Genomic DNA, 20,582 nt, shown 5'->3' with positions numbered 1-20,582 from the left:
AGACATGCCATGAAGATCGTCGTGATCGGCGGAACCGGCTTGATCGGATCGAGGCTCGTCGCGAAGCTCAAGCAGCAGGGCCACGAGACGGTGGCAGCCTCGCCGAAATCAGGCGTGAACGCCGTGACCGGCGACGGCCTTGCTGCGGCGCTGACGAGCGCGGATGTCGTCGTCGATGTCGCCAACGCGCCGTCCTGGGAGGCGGCTGCCGTGCTCGAGTTCTTCCAGCGTTCGAGCAAGAATCTCGGCGCGGCAGAGGCCGCAGCAGACGTGAAACATCACGTGGCGCTCTCGATCGTCGGTACCGACCGCGCGCCCGACAACGCCTATTTCCGTGCCAAGCTGGCGCAGGAGACCATCATCAAGTCCGCGTCGGTCCCCTACTCGATCGTGCGCGCCACCCAGTTCTTCGAATTCCTCGGGGCCATCGCCGAAACAGGCGTGATCGACGGGAAGATCGTCGTTCCCACGGCCCAGTTTCAGCCGATCGCGGCCGACGACGTCGTCGATCGTCTCGCGGAGGTCGCGACGGGCCGGCCGCTCAACGGCACGATCGATATCGCAGGACCCGAGAAGGCCCCCTTCAATGAATTCATCGCACGGCGCCTGAAGGCATCCGGCGATGTCCGCCCAGTGGTGGGAGATCCGAAGGCCCCATATTACGGCGCCCTCATTGACGATAGATCGCTAATCCCGCTCAGCGAGGCGCGGCTGGGGAAGACGCCGCTCGCAACATGGCTCGCGAGCCTCTGAAGCTCCGCCAGACTCAATCACGATGGAAACGGCAAAGAAGGGGAATCCCATGCGCAGACTGCTGATCGCAACCGCGGTTTATGCCGCATCTTTCCTGGCGGCCCATGCAGCCGAGACCGCCGCCCCCTTGGCCAAGGTCACGATCGTCTTTGACCAGGCGCTGCCAAATGTCCCCGGCAAGAGCATGAAGGGCGTGCTGGTCGAGTACGGCCCCGGAGGCTCCTCGCCGGCGCACATTCACGCGCCGTCCGCCTTCATCTATGCCACCGTCCTCGAAGGCGCGATCCGCAGTCAGGTCAATGATGGCCCGGCCAAAGTCTTTCACAAGGGAGAGAACTTCTCTGAAAGGCCCGGTGACCGCCACGCCGTCAGCGCCAATGCCAGCAATAGCGAGCCCGCGAAGCTGCTTGCCGTGTTCGTGGTGGATACGACCGACAAGGAGCTGACGACGCCGATCGCGAAGTAACGCCGGACCGGTCGTGTCGTCAGAGGCCGCGACGCGCCGCCATCTCCGCTGCGAGCAGCAGAGCAGCGCGGCTAGCGCCCACCGATGCGATGCCTTGCCCTGCGATGTCGTAAGCGGTGCCGTGGGCAGGCGTGCAGATCGGGAACGGAAAGCCGCCGAGCAAGGTCACGCCGCGATCGAAGCCCATCAGCTTCATCGCGATCTGGCCCTGGTCGTGATACATCGTCAGCACCGCGTCGAAGGCGCCCGCGTTGGCGCGCAGAAACACGGTGTCGGCGGGAAACGGTCCCTCGGCGGCAATGCCCTCGCGCTGGCCGGCAGCAACCACCGGGGCAATCAGGTCGATCTCCTCGCGGCCGAAATTGCCGCCGTCGCCGGCATGGGGATTGAGGCCTGCGACTGCGATCCGCGGTCGCGCGAAGCCGGCATTGCGCATGCAGGAATCGGTCAGCCTGAGCGCACGGTGGATGCGTTCGCTGGACAGCATTGCAGCAACATCCTTGAGCGGAATATGAGAGGTGACCCGTGCGTTCCAGAGCCGGTCCAGCACGTTGAATTCGCTCGCCGGCGTCTTCAGACCGACGACCTCGGCCGAGAACGCGATCTCGTCGTCGTACTCGGCACGGGCAAGGCGCATCGCCTGCTTGTTGAAGGGGGTGAAACAGACGGCATTTACATGGCCGTCGCGGCCGAGTTCGAGCGCGTGCCTGTAGTTGGACAGCGCGAATTTTCCGCCGGCAAGAGTCGCAGTCTTCGGCTCGACCTCCCTGGGATCGAGGTGGCGGAGATCGACAAGCAACGCATCGCCTTTTGCCGCGCGAAGGTCGGCACCCTGCTCCACCGCCTCCAGTTCCGGCTCGACCCCGACAATGCGCGCGCCCTGGTCGAAGATGCGGCGGTCGCCGATGACGACGAGCCGGCAGCGGGCGCGGATGTCGTCCTGCGCCACGAGATTCGCCGTCAGCTCCGGGCTGATGCCGGCGGGATCTCCCATTGCCAACGCAATCAGCGGCTTTGCGGTCATATGATCACCTTCTCCTGGGCGATCGTGTCGGTCGTGGGGGATGCTGGCTTTCGCCAGAGACGCGCAAGCTGCAACACCAACGGCAGCAAGAGCAGCGCGATCCCGCCCACGATCAGGCACGTCACCAGCTTGTTCGCGAAGAAGATGCCCAGCGATCCCTTGGAGAGCAGCATCGACTGCCGGAACGCATCCTCGGCCTTGTCGCCGATGACGATCGCGAGCACAAGCGGGGCCAGCGGATAGAACAGCTTCTTGAAGAGATAGCCGACGACACCGAAGCCGAGCATCATCACCACGTCGAGATAGGAGTTCGACACCGAATAGGCGCCGACGACGCAGATGATCACGATCAGCGGCGCGATCACCACGAAGGGAATCCGCATCAGGGCTGCGAAGACCGGAACGGTCAGCAGCACCAGCGCGACGGCGACGATGTTGCCGACATACATCGAGGCGATCAGGCCCCAGACGAAATCCTTCTGGTCGACGAACAGCATCGGGCCTGGATTGAGGCCCCAGATCATCAGCCCGCCCATCATGACGGCTGCGGTTGCCGAGCCGGGAATGCCGAGCGAGAGCATCGGCAGCAGCGCGCTGGTCCCGGCGGCATGATCGGCCGTCTCCGGCGAGATGATGCCTTCGATCTCGCCGGTGCCGAAATGGCGGCCACGGCGCGAGAAGCGGCGGGCGATGCCATAGCTCATGAAGGAGGCCGCGGTCGGTCCGCCCGGCGTGATTCCCATCCAGCACCCGATGGCGGCGCTGCGCAGCAGGGCAACGCCATGCCACGGCAAGCGGCCGACGGCGCGGAACACCTCACGCCACTCGATCTTCGAGGAAACCGCGCGGGCGTGAAATTCCTCCTCGACGGCGACCAGCAGCTCGCCGATGCCGAACAGGCCCATCACCGCAACGACGAAGCTCACGCCCTTGACCAGTTCATCCACGCCCATGGTGAGGCGCACGCTGCCGGAGACCGTGTCGATACCGATGGCGGCGATGGCAAAGCCGATCGCCAACGCCACGACCGTCTTGATCGGCGCCGCCCCACCCATGCCGACGAAGCTCGCAAAGGCGAGGAAATAGACCGCGAAATATTCCGGCGGGCCGAAGGCGAGCGCGGCCTGGGCAACCCAGGACGCCAGGAAGGTGATCAGGATGACGCCGATCAGCGCACCGAACGCCGCCGAGCCGAAGGCGGTGGCAAGTGCCGTGGTCGGCCGGCCGTCGCGTGCCATCGGATAGCCGTCGAAGGTGGTCGCAACCGACGACGGCTCACCGGGAATGTTGAACAGGATCGAGGTCACGGAGCCGCCGAACAACGCGCCCCAATACATGCTGGAGAGCAGGATGATCGCCGACACCGGCTGCATGCCGAAGGTCAGCGGCAAGAGCAGCGACACACCGTTCGGCGCGCCGAGCCCCGGCAGCACGCCGACGAGAATGCCGAGCAGCACACCGACTGCCATCAGGACCAGATGCGGCATGGTGACCGCGATGGAAAAGCCGTGCAGGAGGTCTGCGAGATTATCCATCGGCCTCTCCGTCAGAACCCGAACGCGGCGGCGAGCGCGCCGTGCGGCAGGCTCACCTGGAACATGCGCTCGAACACGACATAGAGCGCGAGCGCCGTTGCTCCGGCCATGGCGAGCGCACGCGGCACGGATTGGTGCCTCGGGATCGCCAGCACCGCGAAGACATACAGGGCCGAGGCGACGTAGATCCCGGCGAGCGGGATCGCGGCAACGAAGATCGCAGCCGGCACGAACAGGCCGGCGAGGCGCCGCAGCTCGATGGACGTGATGGCGATGGGAACGTTTGCGAGCGTCACGGCCGGCCGCACACCTCGGACCAGATTGACGAGGCTCCCGACCACGATGATGATCCCGGTCAGGAAGGGAAATGTGCCCGCATCGACGCCCGCGCGCGACCAGCCGATGCCGTTGTCGAGGCTGGAGACAACGACGGCCACGCCGAAGCTTCCGGTGAGGACGGCGGTCGCAAGTTCAAGCGCGCGGCGGGAAATCATCGAGGGCTCCAGTCGGGTCACGTACAATGGCTATGACGCACGCATTTTCCCAGCGCTCGGTGTCGTCCCGGCGTTCGCCGGGACGACGGAGGAGTTTGAGGTGTGCCCCGCCTCACTTCACCAGCCAGCCCTGCTCGCCCGCGACCTGCTTGACGTGCTCGAGGTCCTCCTTGATGAATTTGTCGAACTCGGCACCGGTCAGGAAGGTGTCGACCTGGGAGGTCTTCTCGATGTAGTCCTTCCACTCGGGCGTCGCCTGCACCTTCTTCATGAGGTCGACATAGAACGCGGCCTGCTCCGGCGTGACCTTGCCGGGCAGCCAGACGGTGCGCGGCTGCTCATACTGCTTGATGTCGAGGCCCTGCTCGATGCAGGTCGGAACATCGCTCCAGCCCTCGCTCGCGGTGACCTTGGGGCCCTGCGGTAACCGCTTCGGGCTGAACACGCAAAGTGGCCGCTGCGTGCTGCCGCGCCATTGGCCAAGACTTTCGCTGGGGTTGTTGACGTGGGAGTCGAGATGTCCGCCGGCGAGCTGCACGGCAGTCTCGGCGCCGCTCTTGAAGGGGATATAGGTCAGCTTGACCTTGCCGGCCTTCTCGATCATGCGCGTCAGCACCTCGTCGGTGTCCTTCGACTGCGCGCCGCCCATCTTGAATTCGCCCGATGCGGCCGCCTTCAGATAATCGCCCGCCGTCTTGTAGGGTGAGTCCTGCTTGACCCAGAGCAAGAACTCGTCCTGCGCCATCGCCGCGACCGGGGTGAGATCGGTGTAGTTGAAGGCGACCTTGGAGACGAGCGGCTGCTGCCAGGCGTTCGAGGTGCCGAAGATCACCTTGTAGGGATCGCCGGCGGAAGCCTTGGCGTAGACGTAGCCTTCCGCACCGCTGCCGCCGCCCTTGTTGACGACGACGATCGGCTGCTCCGTCAGCTTGTGCTTGGTGATGATGTTCTGCACCGCGCGCGCGAGATTGTCGGTCCCGCCGCCGGGCCCGGCGGTGGCCACGAACTCGATCGGCTTCTGCGGTTGCCAGGCGGCACTCGCCGGCATCGTGCCGGCGAGCACGGCCGCGGAGAGCAGAAATATTGACGTCCGACCCATGATTTCCTCCAGCTGATCTTGTCTTTTGTTCTTGTCGTCTCGACGTCCGCTCAGGCGACGCGTTCCTCGCGTCTTCCCGATGCCAGCACGATCGCGCCTTCTTTTTCGAGCGCTTCGATCTGCTTCTGGTCGAACCCGTGCTCGGCCAGCACCTCGCTCGTGTGCTCACCATAAACGGGTGCGCCTGATCGCACTTTGCCTGGGGTCTCCGAAAACTTGATGGGAAGCCCAATCGTCTTGACGGGGCCGAGCGTGGAGTGCTCGACCTCGACGACCATCTCGCGCGCAAGCGTCTGCGGATCGCTCAGAGCCTCCAGCATGTCGTGCACGGGTCCGCACGGCACGCCCTTCTCGTCCAGCGCGGCGAGCCAGTGCGCCCGGGACTTCGTGCGGAAGCGCTCGCTCAGGACGGCTTCGAGCTCCTTCAGATTCGCCATGCGGTCGGCTCCGTTGACGAAGCGCGGGTCGGAGGCAAGCTCGCTCGCGCCGAGCGCTTCCAGCATCAAGAGCCAATGCTTCTTGTTGGCGCCGCCGACGACGAGCCAGCCGTCCGAGGCTTCGAACGCCTGATACGGCGCGTTGAGCGGGTGCGCCGAGCCCATGGCGCGCGGCGCAGTGCCCGCGGCAAGCGCGATCGTCGACTGCCAATAGGTCTGCACCAGCGCGGCCTCGTAGAGCGAGGTCTCGACCCACTGCCCTTCACCCGTCCTGAGGCGATGCGTGTAGGCGGCGAGAATGCCCATGCTCGCGAGCAGGCCAGCGGTGATGTCGGACAGCGGGGGCCCGCATTTGACGGGCGGGCCATCCGGACGTTCACCGGTAAAGCTCATGATGCCGCTCATCGCTTGCGCGACCAGGTCAAAACCGCGGCGATGCTTGTAGGGGCCGGTGCGGCCGAAGCCCGACAGGGAGCAATAGATCAGCGCCGGGAATTCCGAGTGCAATGCCTCGTAACCGAAGCCGAGGCGCTCCATCGCGCCCGGTGCAAAATTCTCGACCAGCACGTCGGCACTCGCGATCAGCCGCCGCAGCACCTGCTTGCCGCCGTCGGTCTTCAGGTCCAGCACAATGCCGCGCTTGTTGCGATTCATCATCAGGAAGGAGGCCGCCTCGTCCCCGATCTTCGGCGGCACCGAATGACGGGTGTCGTCGCCGTTCGGCCATTTCTCGATCTTGATGACGTCGGCGCCCATGTCGGCCAGCATCAGGGTGCAGGTCGGTCCCGCCATGACATGGGTGAGATCGACGACCTTGAGGCCGGCCAGCGGTCCCGAGCGGCGAGAGGTGGATTGCGATCGATCGCTCTGCATCGGGGGCGTCCTATCGGCCGCGCCATTGCGGCGCGCGCTTGTTGAGGAAAGCATCGAGCCCTTCGCGAAAATCCTGGCTCGTGTAGCACATCAGGATGAGGTCTTCGCCCTCGTCCCGCGTCAGCCGTTTTTGCAGGCGCGCCACGGCCTGCTTGGTCGCATTCAGCGTCAGCGGCGCATGGCTGGCGACGAGGCGGGCCACCTCGTCGGCGCGCCGATCAAGTGCCGGGAGATCGTCGACGATTTCGCCGAGCAGCCCGACACTCGCGGCCTCCGTGGCGTCGACGAGGCGCGCGGTGAAGATGATGTCCTTGACTCGCGCGGCGCCGAGGAGCGCGGTGAGACGGCCGACATTGGACATCGACAGGCAATTGCCGAGCGTCCTTGCGATGGGAAACCCGATTTTCGCGCTTCGCGTGCCGATGCGGAGATCGCAGGCCGCGGCAATGCCCGCCCCGCCGCCAGTACAGAACCCGTTGATCGCCGCGATCGTCGGCACCCGGCACTGCTCCAGCGTAGTCAGCACGCGATCGATGCGGTTCTCGTAGTCGATGGCGTCCTGGGGCGTCCTGAATTCGCGGAACTGGTTGATATCGGTGCCAGACGCAAAGGCCTTGTCGCCGGCCCCGCGCAACACCAGCACCTTGATCGCATGGTCGCGGTCGGCCTCCTCGCAGATCGCGGCAAGCCGCTCGTACATGGCGAAGGTGAAGGCATTGCGGGCCTGCGGACGGTTGAAGGTGATCCGCCCGATGCCGTCGTCGCGCTCGAAGACGAGGTCTTCTGCCTCCACCTGCCGGTCCATTTCCTCATACCTTTCTGTTTTTTGCATTTTTGAATGCAAAATTTGGAATTTTCAAGCTGGAACTTGGCAGTATGTGCCTGTAACTTAAGTTTTGCATTCAATTTGAGCTCAGACCCATGCTTCACGAAGACGTCGTCGGCCGCATCCGCGCCATCCTGCTTGACGGTGAAATCCCGCCGGGTGCGCGGATTCCCGAACGCGAGTTGTGCGAGCGGCTGGAGATCTCACGCACGCCGCTGCGCGAGGCGCTCAAGGTGCTCGCCGCCGAGGGCCTGGTGCAGCTGCTGCCCCATCGCGGCTCACGCGCGGCGAAGCTGACGGACAAGGACATGCGCGACCTGTTCGAGGTCTGCCAGGGTTTGGAGGCGCTCGCCGGCGAGCTCGCCTGCGAGCGCATCACGGACGCCGAGATCGACGGGATCGCCGCCGCGCATGCGGAGATGGTGCAGCACTATCGCGAGCGTAACCTGATCCAGTACTACCGTGGCAACCGCGCCATTCACGAAGCCATCGTCGCCGCGGCCGGAAACCCTGTGCTGGCGGGGCTCTACACCTCGGTGACCGCGCGCATCCGCCGCGCGCGCTATGTCACGCCGATGACGCCGCAACGCTGGGCGCTCGCCGTGAAGGAGCACGAGGCGATCCTCAACGCACTCCAGCGGCGCGACGGCGTCGGCCTCGCCCACATCCTGCGGGCGCATCTTCGTCACAAGCGCGAAGAGGTTCTGCAGGCGGGCTTTGCCGAGACGGAAGGCAATGACCTCACGCTGAGAATTGCGTAACGCGCAATTCCGCGGTCGCATGCATCCGCCGACCAATTCTACTTGCTAGCTTGTCGTAACCGGCGCAGCATGGCTTCTGCCGACCTCCGGCCACATGGCTGATCAGGCCGGTCGCAACCGCGCGAACAATGGCGCAAGATACGCAAGACAAAAGACTAAAGCGGAGGAAACGCATGACAATCGATGTCTCTCGTCGGTCCCTGCTCGCACTCGGGGCGGGCCTTGGCGCCAGCGCCATGCTCGGCAGCAGCGCGCTGGCGCGGGCTCCCAAGCTCGGCACGCAGACGCCCTACTGGCACCGCTTCATTCTCGGCGACGCCGAGGTGACCGTCGTATCCGACGGGCCGCTGCCGCTCGGCGATCCCTCAGGGACCTTCACCGGCGTTCCCAAGGAAGAGGTCAAGAAGATGCTCGCCGACAATTTCCTGTCGCCGGACAATGTCGTGCTCGAACAGAACTCGCCGATCGTGAACACCGGCGACAAGCTGATCCTGTTCGATACCGGCATGGGCAGCTCGAAAATGTTCGGCGCCAGCACCGGGCGACAACAGAAGAGCATGACCGAGGCCGGCATCAAGCCGGGCGACATCGACGCCGTCGTCTGCTCGCATGCGCATATCGACCATATCGGCGGCATCGTCGACGAAGGCGGCAAGCCGCTGTTCCCGAACGCGCAGGTCTACATCTCACAGACCGATTTCGACTTCTGGACCGACGAGGGCAAGCTCGGCGGCCCGGCCAAGGACTTCGTCGTTCACGCCCGCAAGAACCTGCTGCCGGTGCGCGACCGCATCGTGTTCTTCAAGGACGGCCAGGAATTCCTTCCCGGCGTGCAGGCGATCGCGGCGCCGGGCCATACCGTCGGCCACACCATCTTCATGGTCTCTTCGGCGGGAAAATCCTTCGCCTTCCTCGGCGACCTCTCGCACCATTCGGTGCTGCTGCTGGAGCGGCCGCGGATGGAGTTCTCCTACGACACCGATCCGAAGCAGGCGGCGGACACGCGCGTCAAGCTGCTGACGATGCTTGCGGCCAACAAGACCCCGGTGATGTCCTATCACTTCGCCTGGCCCGGCTACGGCCATGTCGCCAAAGCGGGCGACGGATTCCACTACTATCCGGAACCGATGAAGATGACGCTGTAGGCCGGCAAATCAGCTCCGGGCGGCGCGAGCCGCCCGGACCGCGATTCAGCTCATTCCGCGGGTTCCACGCGGGCGAGTGCGTTCGAGCCGGCTGCGTCCGGCCGCACGCCCGGAAACATCCGCCGAACGAGCACGAACAGCGCGGGGACGAAGAAGATGCCGAGCGCGGTTGCCGCGATCATGCCTCCGGCTACCCCGATGCCGACCGCGTTCTGGCTGGCGGAGCCGGCGCCGGTCGCGACCGCGAGCGGCAGCACGCCGAGGATGAAGGCGAGCGAGGTCATGAGGATCGGGCGCAGCCGCTGGCGCGCGGCGTGCAGCGTGGCATCGACGAGGCTGCGGCCGGCCGCGATCTGCTCCAGGGCGAACTCGACGATCAGGATCGCGTTCTTCGAGGCGAGACCGATCGTGGTGAGCAGGCCGACCTGGAAATAGACGTCGTTGGCCTGGCCGAAGAGCGTCGCCCCGAGCAGCGCGCCAAGCACGCCGATCGGCACCGTCAGCATCACCGCGAACGGAACCGACCAGCTCTCGTAGAGCGCGGCGAGGCTGAGGAAGACGATCAGCAGCGAGATCGAATACAGATACAGCGTCTGGCTGCCGGTCAGCCGCTCCTGGAACGACAAACCGGTCCATTCGTGGGCGAAACCCTTGGGAAGCTTCGCCATCTGCTCCTCGACCGCCTGCATGGCGACGCCCGAGCTGATGCCCTGCCCCGCCTGTCCCATGAGCTCGACGGCGGCGACGCCGTTGTAGCGCTCGAGGCGCGGCGAACCAAAGCTCCAGCGATTGGTGGCGAGCGCCGAGAATGGTACCATCGAGCCCGCGGCGTTGCGCACGTACCAGCGGCCGATGTCGCTGGTGTCCATGCGGAACGGCGCATCGCTCTGGACATAGACCTGCTTGACGCGGCCGCGGTCGATGAAGTCGTTGACATAGGCGCCGCCCCACGCCGCCGACAGCGTGGTGTTGAGATCGCTCAGGCTCACGCCGAGCGCCGTCGCCTTGGCCTGGTCGACGTCGAGATTGAATTGCGGCGTGTCGTCCTGTCCGTTCGGCCGCGCCTGCGCCACGCGCTTGTCCGCCGCGAGCCCGCCGAGAAGCTGGTTGCGCGCCTCGATCAGCGCCTCGTGACCGTTCCCGCCGGTGTCCTGGAGATAGACGTCGAAGCCACCGGCATTGCCGAAGCCCGGGATTGGCGGTGGCAGCACGGCGAACACCATCGCATCGCGAATCCCGGCAAACGCACCCATGGCGCGGCCCACCACGGCCTGCGCCGAGGCCCCCGCATGCTTGCGCTCGTCGAACGGTTTCAGGCTGACGAAGGCAAGACCAACGTTCTGCCCCTGGCCGGCGAAGCTGTATCCACTGATCGCGAACACGCCTTGCACGGCGTCTTTTTCGTTGTCGAGGTACTGGTGCTCGACCTGCTTGATGACGTCCAGCGTGCGCGTCGAGGTGGCGCCGACCGGAAGCTGGATCAGGGTCATGATCGAGCCCTGGTCCTCCTCGGGCAGGAACGAGCTCGGCAGCCGCTGGAACAGGACGACCATGGCGGCGACGATCGCCGCGAACGCGATCAGGACGCCGGCGACACGCTTGATCGCGCCGGCCGCTCCGCGCTGATAGCCATCGGCCATGCGGTCGAAACCGCGGTTGAACACGCCGAAGAAACCGCGCCGGGCGCCGTGTTCCTTCGGCGGCCTCAGGATGGTGGCGCACAGCGCCGGCGTCAGCACCAGCGCCACCAGGACGGAGAGCAGCATCGCCGTGACGATGGTCAGCGCGAATTGCCGATAGATGATCCCGACCGAGCCGTTGAAGAATGCCATCGGGATGAACACGGCCGACAGCACGACGCCGATCCCGACCAGCGCGCCGGTGATCTCGCGCATGGACTTCTCGGTCGCCTCGCGCGGGGAGAGATGCTCCTCCGCCATCACGCGCTCGACGTTCTCGACCACGACGATGGCGTCGTCGACCAGCAGGCCGATCGCGAGCACCATCGCGAACATCGTCAGCGTGTTGATGGAATAGCCAGCCAGCGCGAGCACGCCGAACGTCCCGAGCAGCACCACCGGCACGGCGATGGTCGGAATGATGGTGGCGCGCCAGCTCTGCAGGAACACGAACATCACGACGAAGACGAGCGCGATCGCCTCGAACAGCGTATGGATCACCTTCTCGATCGACAGTTTCACGAACGGCGTGGTGTCGTAGGGATAGATGACGCGCAGCCCCTCCGGCATGGCAGCCGTGAGCTGGGCGATGCGCGCCTTCACCGCTTCCGAGGTCGCAACCGCATTGGCACCGGTTGCAAGGCTGATGCCCATGCCGGCGGCCGGCTTGCCGTTGTAGCGCGCGCTGGAGTCGTAGGATTTCGAGCCGAGCTCGATGCGCGCAACGTCGCCGATACGGACGGTCTGGCCCGTCGCGGCCGTGCGCAGGATGATGTCCTTGAACTGCTCGACCGTCTGCAGGCGGCTCTGCGAGGTGATGGTGGCATTGAGCTGCTGGCCGCCGACGGCCGGAAGACCGCCGAGCTGCCCGGCCGTCACCTGGGTATTCTGGGTCTGGATCGCCGCGGTGACGTCGCCCGGCATCAGATTGTATTTGGCGAGCTTGTCGGGATCGAGCCAGATCCGCATCGCGTATTCGGCGCCGAACAGCTGCACCTGGCCGACACCGGCGACGCGGCTGATCGGGTCGTTGATCGAGGACGCGACGTAATCGGCGATGTCGCTGGCACTGAGCCGGCCGTCATCGGAGACGAAGCCGAGCACCATCAGGAAGCTCGACGACGACTTCACGACCTTGATGCCCTGCTGCTGCACCACCTGCGGCAGCAAGGGTGTGGCGAGTTGGAGCTTGTTCTGCACCTGCACCTGGGCGATGTCCGCGTTGGCATCGTTGGTGAAGGTCAGCGAAATCGACACGGCGCCGGTCGAGGTGCTTGACGACGACATGTACTGGAGATTGTCGAGGCCGGTCATGTTCTGCTCGATGACCTTGGTCACCGAGTTCTCGGCCGTCTGGGCGTTGGCGCCGGGATAGGTCGCGCTGATCGTGACGACGGTCGGGGCGATCTGCGGGTATTGCGCGATCGGCAGGCGCATGATCGCGAGCACGCCGCCCAGCATGACCAGGATGGCGATGACCCAGGCGAAGATCGGCCGCTTGATGAAGAAATGCGACATGACAATTACCGCTCCGTTGCCGCGCCCGCCGGCCGCGCCTCGGCCTGCCGGATCGGGCTCGCCGTGAGGCCGGTCGCCCGGTCCACCGTGACTTCGACGGTCTTGACCGGCGCGCCGGGAAGCGCCTTCTGCGTTCCCTCGACGACCAGGCGATCGCCGGCCTTGGCGCCGGCGCGAACGAGCCAGTTGCCCTCGACCGCCTCTCCTAGGTCCAGCGTCCGCTGCTCGATCTTGCCGTCCCTGTCGACGAACATCGCCACCGCCTGCCCCAGCGGATTGCGCGAGATCGCCCGCTGCGGCACCAGGATCGCGGCCGTGTCGACGCCGGCGACGATGCGTGCGCGCACATACATGCCGGGAAGCAGCAGGCGGTCGGGATTGGCGAAGATCGCGCGCGATGACACCGAGCCGGTGCTCTCGTTGACGCTCGTATCGGTGAAGCCATACTTGCCCTTGCGGCCGTAGACCTTGCCGCTCTCCATCAGGAGTTCGACCTGCACGCCCCCGGCCGGACGTCTGAGCTGGCCGCTGGCGATCTCGCTCCGCAGGCGCTCCATCTCGGAGGTCGACTGGTCGAGATCGACATAGACCGGATCCAGCTGCTGGATCGTCGTCATCGCGGTGGACTGGCTCGCGGTGACGAGCGCTCCGGGCGTGATGGTCGACTTGCCGATCCGGCCCGAGATCGACGCGGTCACCCTGGTGCGGTCGAGCGAGATCGCCGCGGTGTCGCGGTTGGCCTGCGCCGCATGCAGATCGGCCTCGCCCTGCTTGTAGGCGGCGACGGCGTCGTCGACGTCCTGCTGGCTGGCCGCATTGGTCTGCAGCAGCTGGGTCTTGCGCGCGGCCTTCAGGCGCACGCTGACGAGCGTCGCCTCCGCCCGCTGCACCGAAGCCTCGGCGCTCGCCAGCGCGGCCTTGTACTGCACCGGATCGATCTCATAGAGAAGATCGCCCTCCTTCACCTCGGCGCCTTCCACGAAGTCGCGCTTGAGCAGAATGCCCGTGACCTGCGGCCGGACCTCCGAAACCTGGTAGGCGACGACGCGCCCCGGCAGGACGGTCGATATCTCCGCCTCCTGCGGCTTCAGCGTCATCACGCCGACCTCCGGCGCCATCTGTCGCGCGGCAGGCATCTGGCCCTGCTCTCCGCAGGCCGTGAGCGACAGCAGAGCGATCAAGGGAACGATTTGGACGATCTGGGGACGCATGAACGATCCATCGGTGAAGTTACGCCGCCTCGACGAGGCCGCGGGCGGAAACAATTGGAAACTTTTCAGTTTCCTGCGGGAAACTTGGTAGTTTCCAAATCCGAAGTCAAGTGCTAGACTGCCCGCAGATTTGCGTTCAAGCAGTCGTGAAGCGGCTCACATTCGGCGGCAGGTGTGACATGGCGAGAGGATCCGGCGGCCACAGGCCCATCGAGGGCAGCCCGCCCCCAGCGCGAAACAAGCGGGATCGCGACCGCCCCACCCCGGACGCGCGCATGACGCAATTGCTGGCGGCGGCAAAGGACACTTTCACCCGCAAGGGGTTTGCCGCGACGACGATGGACGACATCGCCGGCGCCGCCGGGATGTCGAAGAAAACGCTCTACAAGCTTTTCGAGAGCAAGACCGAGCTGTTCCGCGCCATGCTGCTGGGCAGCCTGCCCGATACCGATTTCGCAGACGCTCCCTGGGAGGGATCACCGACGAGCCGGCTTCGGAATACCCTGAGAGAGGCCGCGGACGTGGCGCTGACGCCCGGCGAGATCGCGCTGCAACGCCTGATCATTGGCGAACGCCAGGTCTCGCCTGCGCTCGGTCGCATGTTCGCGGAGATCATCATCGACGCCGGCACGGAACACGTCGTCGACCTGCTCAAGTCGGTTCGTCTGCAGCCTCGTTTCGAGGCCGTGCCGCTCCGCCTCATCGCCGAGATGCTGTTCGGCATGGTGTTCGGCCACGATCATTTCAGGCTGCTGACCGACACCGGATTCAGGCTCAACCGCCGCGTCGTGGACCGACGGATCGACCTTGCGATCGCAACCTTCTGCGCGCCCGACGACAAGGCCGACGAACTGCCTCGCCCGGGTTGAGCGACGATCAGCAGCCGAGCCTGTCGGCGATCCCGCCAAAATCCTTTGCGACGATGTCCCAGTTGCCGGTCGCCTCGAAATCGACCTTCTGCAACGGCCCGTATTCCGTCGGCCGCGCCACGAACGCCGTCTTCAATCCGTTCTTCTGCGCGGCTGCGAGATCGCCGTTGTGGGCGGCGACCATCATCACTTCCTCCGGCTTGAGGCAAAGCAGGCGCGCGGCGCCGAGATAGGTTTCCGGATCGGGCTTGTAGTGCTCGAACAGCTCGGCCGACAGGATGAGGTCCCACGGGAGCCCTGCAAACTTCGCCATGTTGGTGAGGAGCGCGACATTGCCGTTCGACAGCGGCGCGATCACGAATTTCGACTTCAGCCGCGTGAGGCCGGCGACACTGTCCGGCCAGGCATGCAGGCGGTGCCAGCCCTTGGTGAGGTAATCGAGATCGGCGTCCGTGAGGCCCGGAATCGCGAACTTCTCGACCAGCTTCTCCAGCGAGCGGCGATGCAGATCGTCCAGCATGACATAGCCACGCTCGGGATGCTGGCGCACGTCGTCCATCGAGGCCATGTACATGCCGCGCCAGCCGTCGACGAGCGCGGTCCAGTCGGCGGTGATGCCGCGCTGCTTGCTCCACCACATGAAGTCGGTGATCAGGCTGGTGCGCCAGTCCACGACTGTGCCGAAGACGTCGAAGACGAGGGCTTTGACGACGGAGAGATCGGATGTCGGCGTCATGTTTCGCTCCGCGGATTTCCTGCGCCCGGTTGGCTCAAGTCGAGATCGAGGGCTTTAAAGCATGATCCTTTCCATGCAACAATAGCGGTTGTCCGCCATCGAGTTCGTCCGCGACGAGCAATGTCATGCCTCAACCGGTTGGGGTCCGTATGCATCTGCCATGACAACCATCCCTGTCGCATACATTTTGCTCGAGGATGCCCGCCTCCCGGACGAGGAGACGTTGATCCGGACATTGCGCGCTCGTCATCCCGACTTGCGGTGGAGCCGCAGCACGGTCGCACCAAGCGACGGCGCCGACGGTCCGATGTTCATCCGTGTCGGCGATCATCTCATGACGATCCGGATGATGCCGGCGCCCATACCTTTCGATCAGCAACTGTGGCAACGGGCCTCCTGGCTGTGGCCGGAAGCGTTCCACGCCGCCGGCCGCCATCGTGCGCACCTCATCGTCTCGCCGATGGGCCCTGCCGAAAGCAACGCTGGAGTGAAGGCGCTGGGGTTTGCCGAGAATGCGCGCCTCGCGACGGCCTTTGTGGGGGCCGTGGTCGCGGCACTGCCTGGTGTCGTCGCCGTCGTCTGGCTGGGAAACGTCGGCCGTTCGCCCGAGATGTGGCTGGAGCAGTCACGCAGCGCGTTTGCCCCTTATCCAGATCAACCGTTCGCATTGTGGATGGAGATCGTCCCCTACCGTTCGGGCAAGACCATAGGAGCCTATACGGTCGGACTGTCCGCGTTCACTGGACGAGAGATTGAGTTCGAGGTCGATGGGCTCGATCAACACACCGTCACCGTCCGTGTCGCCCAGCTGTCGGCATACCTGATCGGAAACGGCCCGGACGACGGACCCAAGAGCGGCGCGGTGTTCGAGGCCGACTCCGAAATCGATCATCGCGTCGCGGTGCTCCATCGCAACTCGCGCTTCAACATCGGGCCGGTCATCTCATTCTCATCCCTTGATGATCGATCGGGGAGAATTAGGACCTACCCTATTATCCCCCCCGCTATCGCCCGGAATCATCCACTGCTCGTCATGCTGGGCAAGGTCGGGCTTTTCGATCCTGCAAAGGCAGAGAACCAAATCAGGCTCAGGCCGGATCACTACCAAACAGAGGTCCGCCTCGAGGCCTTCGATCAAGGCCTCTCACGGGCGCTGTCCGGCATGATGTCAACCGACATCTATGCCGAGGCCGACACGAACGCGCGCCGTGCGCTCGCGAACGGAGACATAGCGTCCGCGAGGTCCATTCTCCAGCCCTGGGCCGAGGAAGTCGGCGAGCTTCAGCTGACCGCCAAGCTCGGCCTCACCTTGTGCGACGCGTTTCTGTTCATGCCCGCGCCGCTCCGCAGCCTGTAGCTGACAGACAATGGATCAAGTCCGCGGCGGACGTCCGACCGGAGCAGCCGAACGATCGCGCGGACGGTCGCGACATCAATCCAGATGGAACTTCGCCAGTTCGCGGTGCTCGGCCTTGATGTAGCGCACGGTGCCGGTGACGGAACGCATCACCACCGTCTCGGTCTCGATCACGCCGTCCTTGCGGAACTTCACGCCCGACAGCAGCGAGCCCGTGGTGACGCCGGTGGCGGCGAACAGGCAGTCGCCGCGCGCCATGTCCTCGATGCCGTAGATCATCTTGGGGTCGTTGACGCCCATCTTGGCGGCGCGCTCGCGCTTCTCCTCGGAGTCGAGGATGAGGCGGCACTGCATCTGGCCGCCGATGCAGCGCAGCGCCACGGCGGCCAGCACGCCTTCCGGCGCGCCGCCTGTGCCGAGATACATGTCGACGCCGGTGTTATCAGGGTCGGCGCAGTGGATCACGCCGGCGACGTCGCCGTCGGTGATCAGGCGCACGGCGGCGCCGGTCGAGCGCACGCCCGCGATGATGTCGGCATGGCGCGGACGATCGAGCACGAGCACCGTGATGCCTTCCGGCTTGACCCCCTTGGCCTTGGCGAGGCGGCGGACATTGTCGGCAGGGCTGGCATCGAGATCGACGACGCCCTTGTCGTAACCGGGACCGATCGCGAGCTTCTGCATGTAGACGTCGGGGGCGTGCAGCAGCGTGCCGCCGTCAGCCATCGCCATGGTGGCGATCGAGCCCGGCATGTTCTTGGCGCACAGCGTGGTGCCTTCGAGCGGGTCGACCGCGATGTCGACCTCGGGTCCGGTCTTGAGGCCAACCTCCTCGCCGATATAGAGCATCGGCGCCTCGTCGCGCTCGCCCTCGCCGATCACGATGGTGCCCTGGATCGGCAGCTTGTTGAGCTCGCGCCGCATGGCGTCGACGGCGGCCTGGTCGGCCGCTTTCTCGTTGCCGTGCCCGCGCAGCCGCGCCGAGGACACCGCCGCCCTCTCCGTCACCCGCACGATCTCCAGCGTCAAAATGCGCTCGAGCAAGGCGTGCGGGGGGACTTCAATATGGGTCGACATCGGCTCACTCCTTCGAAACGTTTGGGCCGGAAATCTCCGTCCGCATCAACTCGTAACACCCACAGTTCGTTCGAACCGTGTCAGTTCTTCTCAATCCTGATGACCTGCGGCCGCCCGCTGATCACCTTGTCCTTCTGCACGGCGGCGAGCGCACGGCGTACGGCATCCTCGTGTGTGGCATAGGTGATCAGGATGACGGGCACCGGGACCGCCTTGCCGTCAGCGGGCGCAGCGCCGCCATTGGGATGACGCTGCACGATCGACTCGATCGAAATCTTCTGCTCGGCCAGTCGCGTCGCGATTGCGGCCGCAGTGCCGGGGAAGTCGCGCGCCAGCAGACGGATGTAATAGCCGCCCTCGTGCCGCTCCATCGGCGCCTTCTTGGTGTCGCGAAGCTGCGAGATCGGCCGGCCGAACGGATTGGCGCGGATGCCGCGCGCAACGTCGGCGATGTCGGCGACGACGGCGGATGCAGTCGCGGCCCCCCCGGCGCCGGGACCGACCAGCGTGATCGGAGCAATGCCCTCGCCGTCGATCGTGACCGCATTGGTGACGCCCATCACCTGTGCGATCGAGGATGATTTCGGCACCATGGTCGGATGCACGCGTTGCTCGATGCCCTTGGCGGTGCGGACCGCAACGCCGAGCAGCTTGACGCGGTAGCCGAGATCGGCCGCCGCCCGAAGATCTTCCGGCGCGATGGATGAGATGCCTTCGACATACACGGCGCTTTGAGCAACTTTCGTGCCGAAGGCGAGGCTGGCGAGAATGGCGAGCTTCTGCGCGGTGTCGTGGCCGTCGACGTCGAAGGACGGATCGGCCTCGGCATAGCCGAGCCGCTGCGCGTCCTTGAGGCATTCGGCGAAGGAAAGCCCCTCCTGCTCCATCCGGGTCAGGATGTAGTTGCAGGTGCCGTTGAGGATGCCGTAGACGCGGTTGATGCCGGTTCCGGCGAGGCCTTCGCGCAACGTCTTGACGACAGGAATCGCCGCGCCGACCGCTGCCTCGAAATTCAGCGCGCCGCCGTGCTTTTCAGCCGCCTTGGCGAGCTTGAGGCCGTGCCTGGCCAGCAGCGCCTTGTTGGCGGTGACCACCGACTTGCCGGCGCTCAGCGCGGCTTCCACCGCCGACAGCGCCGGATCCCCGGCGCCGCCCATCAGCTCGACGAAGCAGTCGACCTCGGGATGGGTGGCCAGCGCCATCGGATCCCTGGCCCATTCGACGCCGCGCAGGTCGATGCCGCGCTTCTTCGCCTTCGAGCGCGCCGTGACGGCGACGACACGGATGCCGCGGCCGCTGCGGCCCGCGAGCACGCGCGCCTGCGTTTCGATCAAACGGACAACTTCGGCGCCCACGGTGCCGAGCCCCGCTATGCCCACTTTCAGGGGTGCAACCATGGTGTCTTAGAAAACCTGCCGAAGAGAACTCAACGCCGATTGGCGAGCGGAACGACGTTGTGCAACGTTTCGATGCCGCTTTCAAGGAAGCGGCGCACGCCGCGCGCGGCCTGCCTGATCCGTTGCTCGTTTTCCACCATGGCGATGCGGACATATCCTTCACCATGCTCGCCGAAGCCGACGCCGGGCGAGACCGCAACGCCGGATTTCTCCACCAACAGGGTCGCGAACTGCATGCTGCCGACGCTGCGGAAGGCTTCCGGCAGCGGCACCCAGGCGAACATCGAGGCCTCCGGCGCCGGGATCTCCCAGCCGGCGCGCCCGAACGATTCCACCAGCGCGTCGCGGCGCTTGCGGTAGGTGTCGCGCATCTCCTTGATGCAATCGTCCGGCCCGTTCAGCGCGGCGGTCGCCGCGACCTGGACCGGCGTGAAAGCGCCGTAGTCGAGGTATGATTTGACGCGGGCGAGCGCCGCGATCACGCGCTCATTGCCGACCGCAAAGCCCATGCGCCAGCCGGCCATCGAATAGGTCTTCGACATCGAGGTGAATTCGACGGTGACGTCCATCGCGCCGGGCACCTGGAGCACCGAGGGCGGCGGGTTGTTCTCGTCGAAATAGACCTCGGCATAAGCGAGATCGGACAGGATCAGGATCTCGTGCTTCTTCGCGAAGGCGACGAGGTCCTTGTAGAAATCGAGGCTCGCGACATAGGCGGTCGGGTTCGAGGGATAGCAGACGACCAGCGCCAGCGGCTTCGGAATCGAATGCACGATCGCCCGCTCCGCCGCCTCGAAGAATTGCGGCGTCGGCTCGGACGGCACCGAGCGGATCACACCGCCCGCCATCAAGAAGCCGAAGGCATGAATCGGATAGCTCGGATTCGGACAGAGGATGACGTCGCCGGGCGCGGTGATCGCCTGCGCCACATTGGCAAAGCCTTCCTTCGAACCCAGCGTCGCCACCACCTGGGTTTCAGGATTGAGCTTCACGCCGAAACGGCGGGCGTAGTAGCCGGCCTGGGCCCTGCGCAGTCCGGGAATGCCGCGGGAGGCCGAGTAGCGGTCGGTGCGCGGCTTGCCCAGCGTCTCCTTCAGCTTCTCCAGCACATGCGCCGGCGCCGGCAGATCCGGATTGCCCATGCCGAGGTCGATGATGTCGGCGCCGGCATTCCGCGCGGCTGCCTTGGCCCGGTTGACCTGTTCGAACACGTAAGGCGGCAGGCGACGGATGCGGTAAAATTCTTCCATGGCTCTCCAGGGCTCCGGGCAACCGGTCAGGACAGAATCGACAGGCCACGAGGGCCATTTCAAAAGGCGCTCATG

18 protein-coding genes are annotated in these 20,582 nt (G+C 65.4%); 6 read left to right on the top strand and 12 right to left on the bottom strand.

Translation table 11 applies throughout. The annotated features are described in order from the left end of the window. Nucleotides 1–9: 9 nt before the first annotated feature. Nucleotides 10–753, top strand: coding sequence for an SDR family oxidoreductase (locus tag ABIA42_RS12780; protein WP_271530615.1), 744 nt, complete (start codon nucleotides 10–12; stop codon nucleotides 751–753). Between the two features lie 49 nt (nucleotides 754–802). After that, a complete protein-coding gene (locus tag ABIA42_RS12775; protein WP_370113270.1) occupies nucleotides 803–1,219 on the top strand; it encodes a cupin domain-containing protein in 417 nt (138 codons plus the stop codon). Between the two features lie 19 nt (nucleotides 1,220–1,238). On the opposite strand, the gene ABIA42_RS12770 is transcribed toward ABIA42_RS12775, so the two are convergent. The 6 genes from ABIA42_RS12770 to ABIA42_RS12745 all read right to left on the bottom strand — a co-directional run bounded on the left by ABIA42_RS12770 (nucleotide 1,239) and on the right by ABIA42_RS12745 (nucleotide 7,486). Next, the gene (locus tag ABIA42_RS12770) at nucleotides 1,239–2,243 is read right to left on the bottom strand and encodes a 4-hydroxythreonine-4-phosphate dehydrogenase PdxA (RefSeq protein ID WP_370113272.1); all 1,005 of its coding nucleotides are present in this window, start codon (nucleotides 2,241–2,243) and stop codon (nucleotides 1,239–1,241) included. After that, on the bottom strand, nucleotides 2,240–3,778 hold the full coding sequence (locus ABIA42_RS12765; RefSeq protein WP_370113274.1) for a tripartite tricarboxylate transporter permease: 1,539 nt from the start codon (nucleotides 3,776–3,778) through the stop codon (nucleotides 2,240–2,242). Before ABIA42_RS12765 ends, ABIA42_RS12770 begins: the two co-directional genes overlap by 4 nt. Before the next feature lie 11 nt (nucleotides 3,779–3,789). Then, nucleotides 3,790–4,272: a tripartite tricarboxylate transporter TctB family protein gene (locus ABIA42_RS12760; RefSeq protein WP_271530612.1), complete on the bottom strand. Its 483-nt coding sequence runs from the start codon at nucleotides 4,270–4,272 to the stop codon at nucleotides 3,790–3,792. 112 nt (nucleotides 4,273–4,384) lie between these two features. Then, on the bottom strand, nucleotides 4,385–5,371 hold the full coding sequence (locus ABIA42_RS12755; protein ID WP_271530610.1) for a tripartite tricarboxylate transporter substrate binding protein: 987 nt from the start codon (nucleotides 5,369–5,371) through the stop codon (nucleotides 4,385–4,387). Nucleotides 5,372–5,421: 50 nt separating this feature from the next. Then, nucleotides 5,422–6,681: a CaiB/BaiF CoA-transferase family protein gene (locus ABIA42_RS12750; protein WP_271530609.1), complete on the bottom strand. Its 1,260-nt coding sequence runs from the start codon at nucleotides 6,679–6,681 to the stop codon at nucleotides 5,422–5,424. 10 nt (nucleotides 6,682–6,691) lie between these two features. Next, nucleotides 6,692–7,486 (bottom strand): enoyl-CoA hydratase/isomerase family protein, encoded by a 795-nt coding sequence (locus tag ABIA42_RS12745; protein WP_370113277.1) that lies wholly within the window; start codon nucleotides 7,484–7,486, stop codon nucleotides 6,692–6,694. A 116-nt stretch (nucleotides 7,487–7,602) separates the two neighbouring features. On the opposite strand from ABIA42_RS12745, the gene ABIA42_RS12740 reads away from it, so the two are divergent. Both ABIA42_RS12740 and ABIA42_RS12735 read left to right on the top strand, forming a co-directional pair. Next, on the top strand, nucleotides 7,603–8,268 hold the full coding sequence (locus tag ABIA42_RS12740; RefSeq protein ID WP_370113278.1) for a GntR family transcriptional regulator: 666 nt from the start codon (nucleotides 7,603–7,605) through the stop codon (nucleotides 8,266–8,268). A gap of 173 nt (nucleotides 8,269–8,441) precedes the next feature. Further along, a complete protein-coding gene (locus ABIA42_RS12735) occupies nucleotides 8,442–9,413 on the top strand; it encodes an MBL fold metallo-hydrolase (RefSeq protein WP_370113280.1) in 972 nt (323 codons plus the stop codon). Between the two features lie 50 nt (nucleotides 9,414–9,463). Here ABIA42_RS12735 and ABIA42_RS12730 read toward each other — a convergent pair whose 3' ends face one another. Both ABIA42_RS12730 and ABIA42_RS12725 read right to left on the bottom strand, forming a co-directional pair. Then, complete coding sequence (locus ABIA42_RS12730; protein ID WP_370113282.1) at nucleotides 9,464–12,610, bottom strand: efflux RND transporter permease subunit; 3,147 nt, start codon at nucleotides 12,608–12,610, stop codon at nucleotides 9,464–9,466. 5 nt (nucleotides 12,611–12,615) lie between these two features. Continuing rightward, on the bottom strand, nucleotides 12,616–13,821 hold the full coding sequence (locus tag ABIA42_RS12725; RefSeq protein ID WP_370113284.1) for an efflux RND transporter periplasmic adaptor subunit: 1,206 nt from the start codon (nucleotides 13,819–13,821) through the stop codon (nucleotides 12,616–12,618). Nucleotides 13,822–14,096: 275 nt separating this feature from the next. On the opposite strand from ABIA42_RS12725, the gene ABIA42_RS12720 reads away from it, so the two are divergent. Then, nucleotides 14,097–14,690, top strand: a complete 594-nt coding sequence (locus tag ABIA42_RS12720; RefSeq protein ID WP_370113286.1) for a TetR/AcrR family transcriptional regulator — start codon at nucleotides 14,097–14,099, stop codon at nucleotides 14,688–14,690. A 7-nt stretch (nucleotides 14,691–14,697) separates the two neighbouring features. Here ABIA42_RS12720 and ABIA42_RS12715 read toward each other — a convergent pair whose 3' ends face one another. Then, a complete protein-coding gene (locus ABIA42_RS12715; RefSeq protein WP_370113288.1) occupies nucleotides 14,698–15,426 on the bottom strand; it encodes a haloacid dehalogenase type II in 729 nt (242 codons plus the stop codon). A 160-nt stretch (nucleotides 15,427–15,586) separates the two neighbouring features. Between ABIA42_RS12715 and ABIA42_RS12710 the strand changes: the two genes are divergently transcribed. Then, the gene (locus ABIA42_RS12710) at nucleotides 15,587–16,783 is read left to right on the top strand and encodes a hypothetical protein (RefSeq protein ID WP_370113290.1); all 1,197 of its coding nucleotides are present in this window, start codon (nucleotides 15,587–15,589) and stop codon (nucleotides 16,781–16,783) included. Between the two features lie 75 nt (nucleotides 16,784–16,858). Here the strand turns inward: ABIA42_RS12710 and glpX are convergent, their stop codons facing one another. The 3 genes from glpX to ABIA42_RS12695 form a co-directional block, all read right to left on the bottom strand. Next, nucleotides 16,859–17,860 carry a class II fructose-bisphosphatase gene (gene glpX / locus ABIA42_RS12705; RefSeq protein ID WP_239623442.1) on the bottom strand — a complete coding sequence of 334 codons (1,002 nt, stop codon included), beginning with the start codon at nucleotides 17,858–17,860 and terminating at the stop codon, nucleotides 16,859–16,861. Nucleotides 17,861–17,940: 80 nt separating this feature from the next. Beyond that, the gene (locus tag ABIA42_RS12700) at nucleotides 17,941–19,257 is read right to left on the bottom strand and encodes a homoserine dehydrogenase (RefSeq protein ID WP_370113293.1); all 1,317 of its coding nucleotides are present in this window, start codon (nucleotides 19,255–19,257) and stop codon (nucleotides 17,941–17,943) included. 29 nt (nucleotides 19,258–19,286) lie between these two features. After that, nucleotides 19,287–20,507, bottom strand: a complete 1,221-nt coding sequence (locus tag ABIA42_RS12695; RefSeq protein WP_028177568.1) for an LL-diaminopimelate aminotransferase — start codon at nucleotides 20,505–20,507, stop codon at nucleotides 19,287–19,289. Nucleotides 20,508–20,582: the final 75 nt, after the last annotated feature.

The sequence above is a fragment of the Bradyrhizobium sp. USDA 327 genome (assembly GCF_041262065.1).
In the GTDB taxonomy this organism is placed as follows: Bacteria; Pseudomonadota; Alphaproteobacteria; order Rhizobiales; family Xanthobacteraceae; genus Bradyrhizobium; species Bradyrhizobium liaoningense.
Note: the sequence above shows the minus strand (reverse complement) of the source record. Positions and strands in the feature narration are given on the sequence as shown.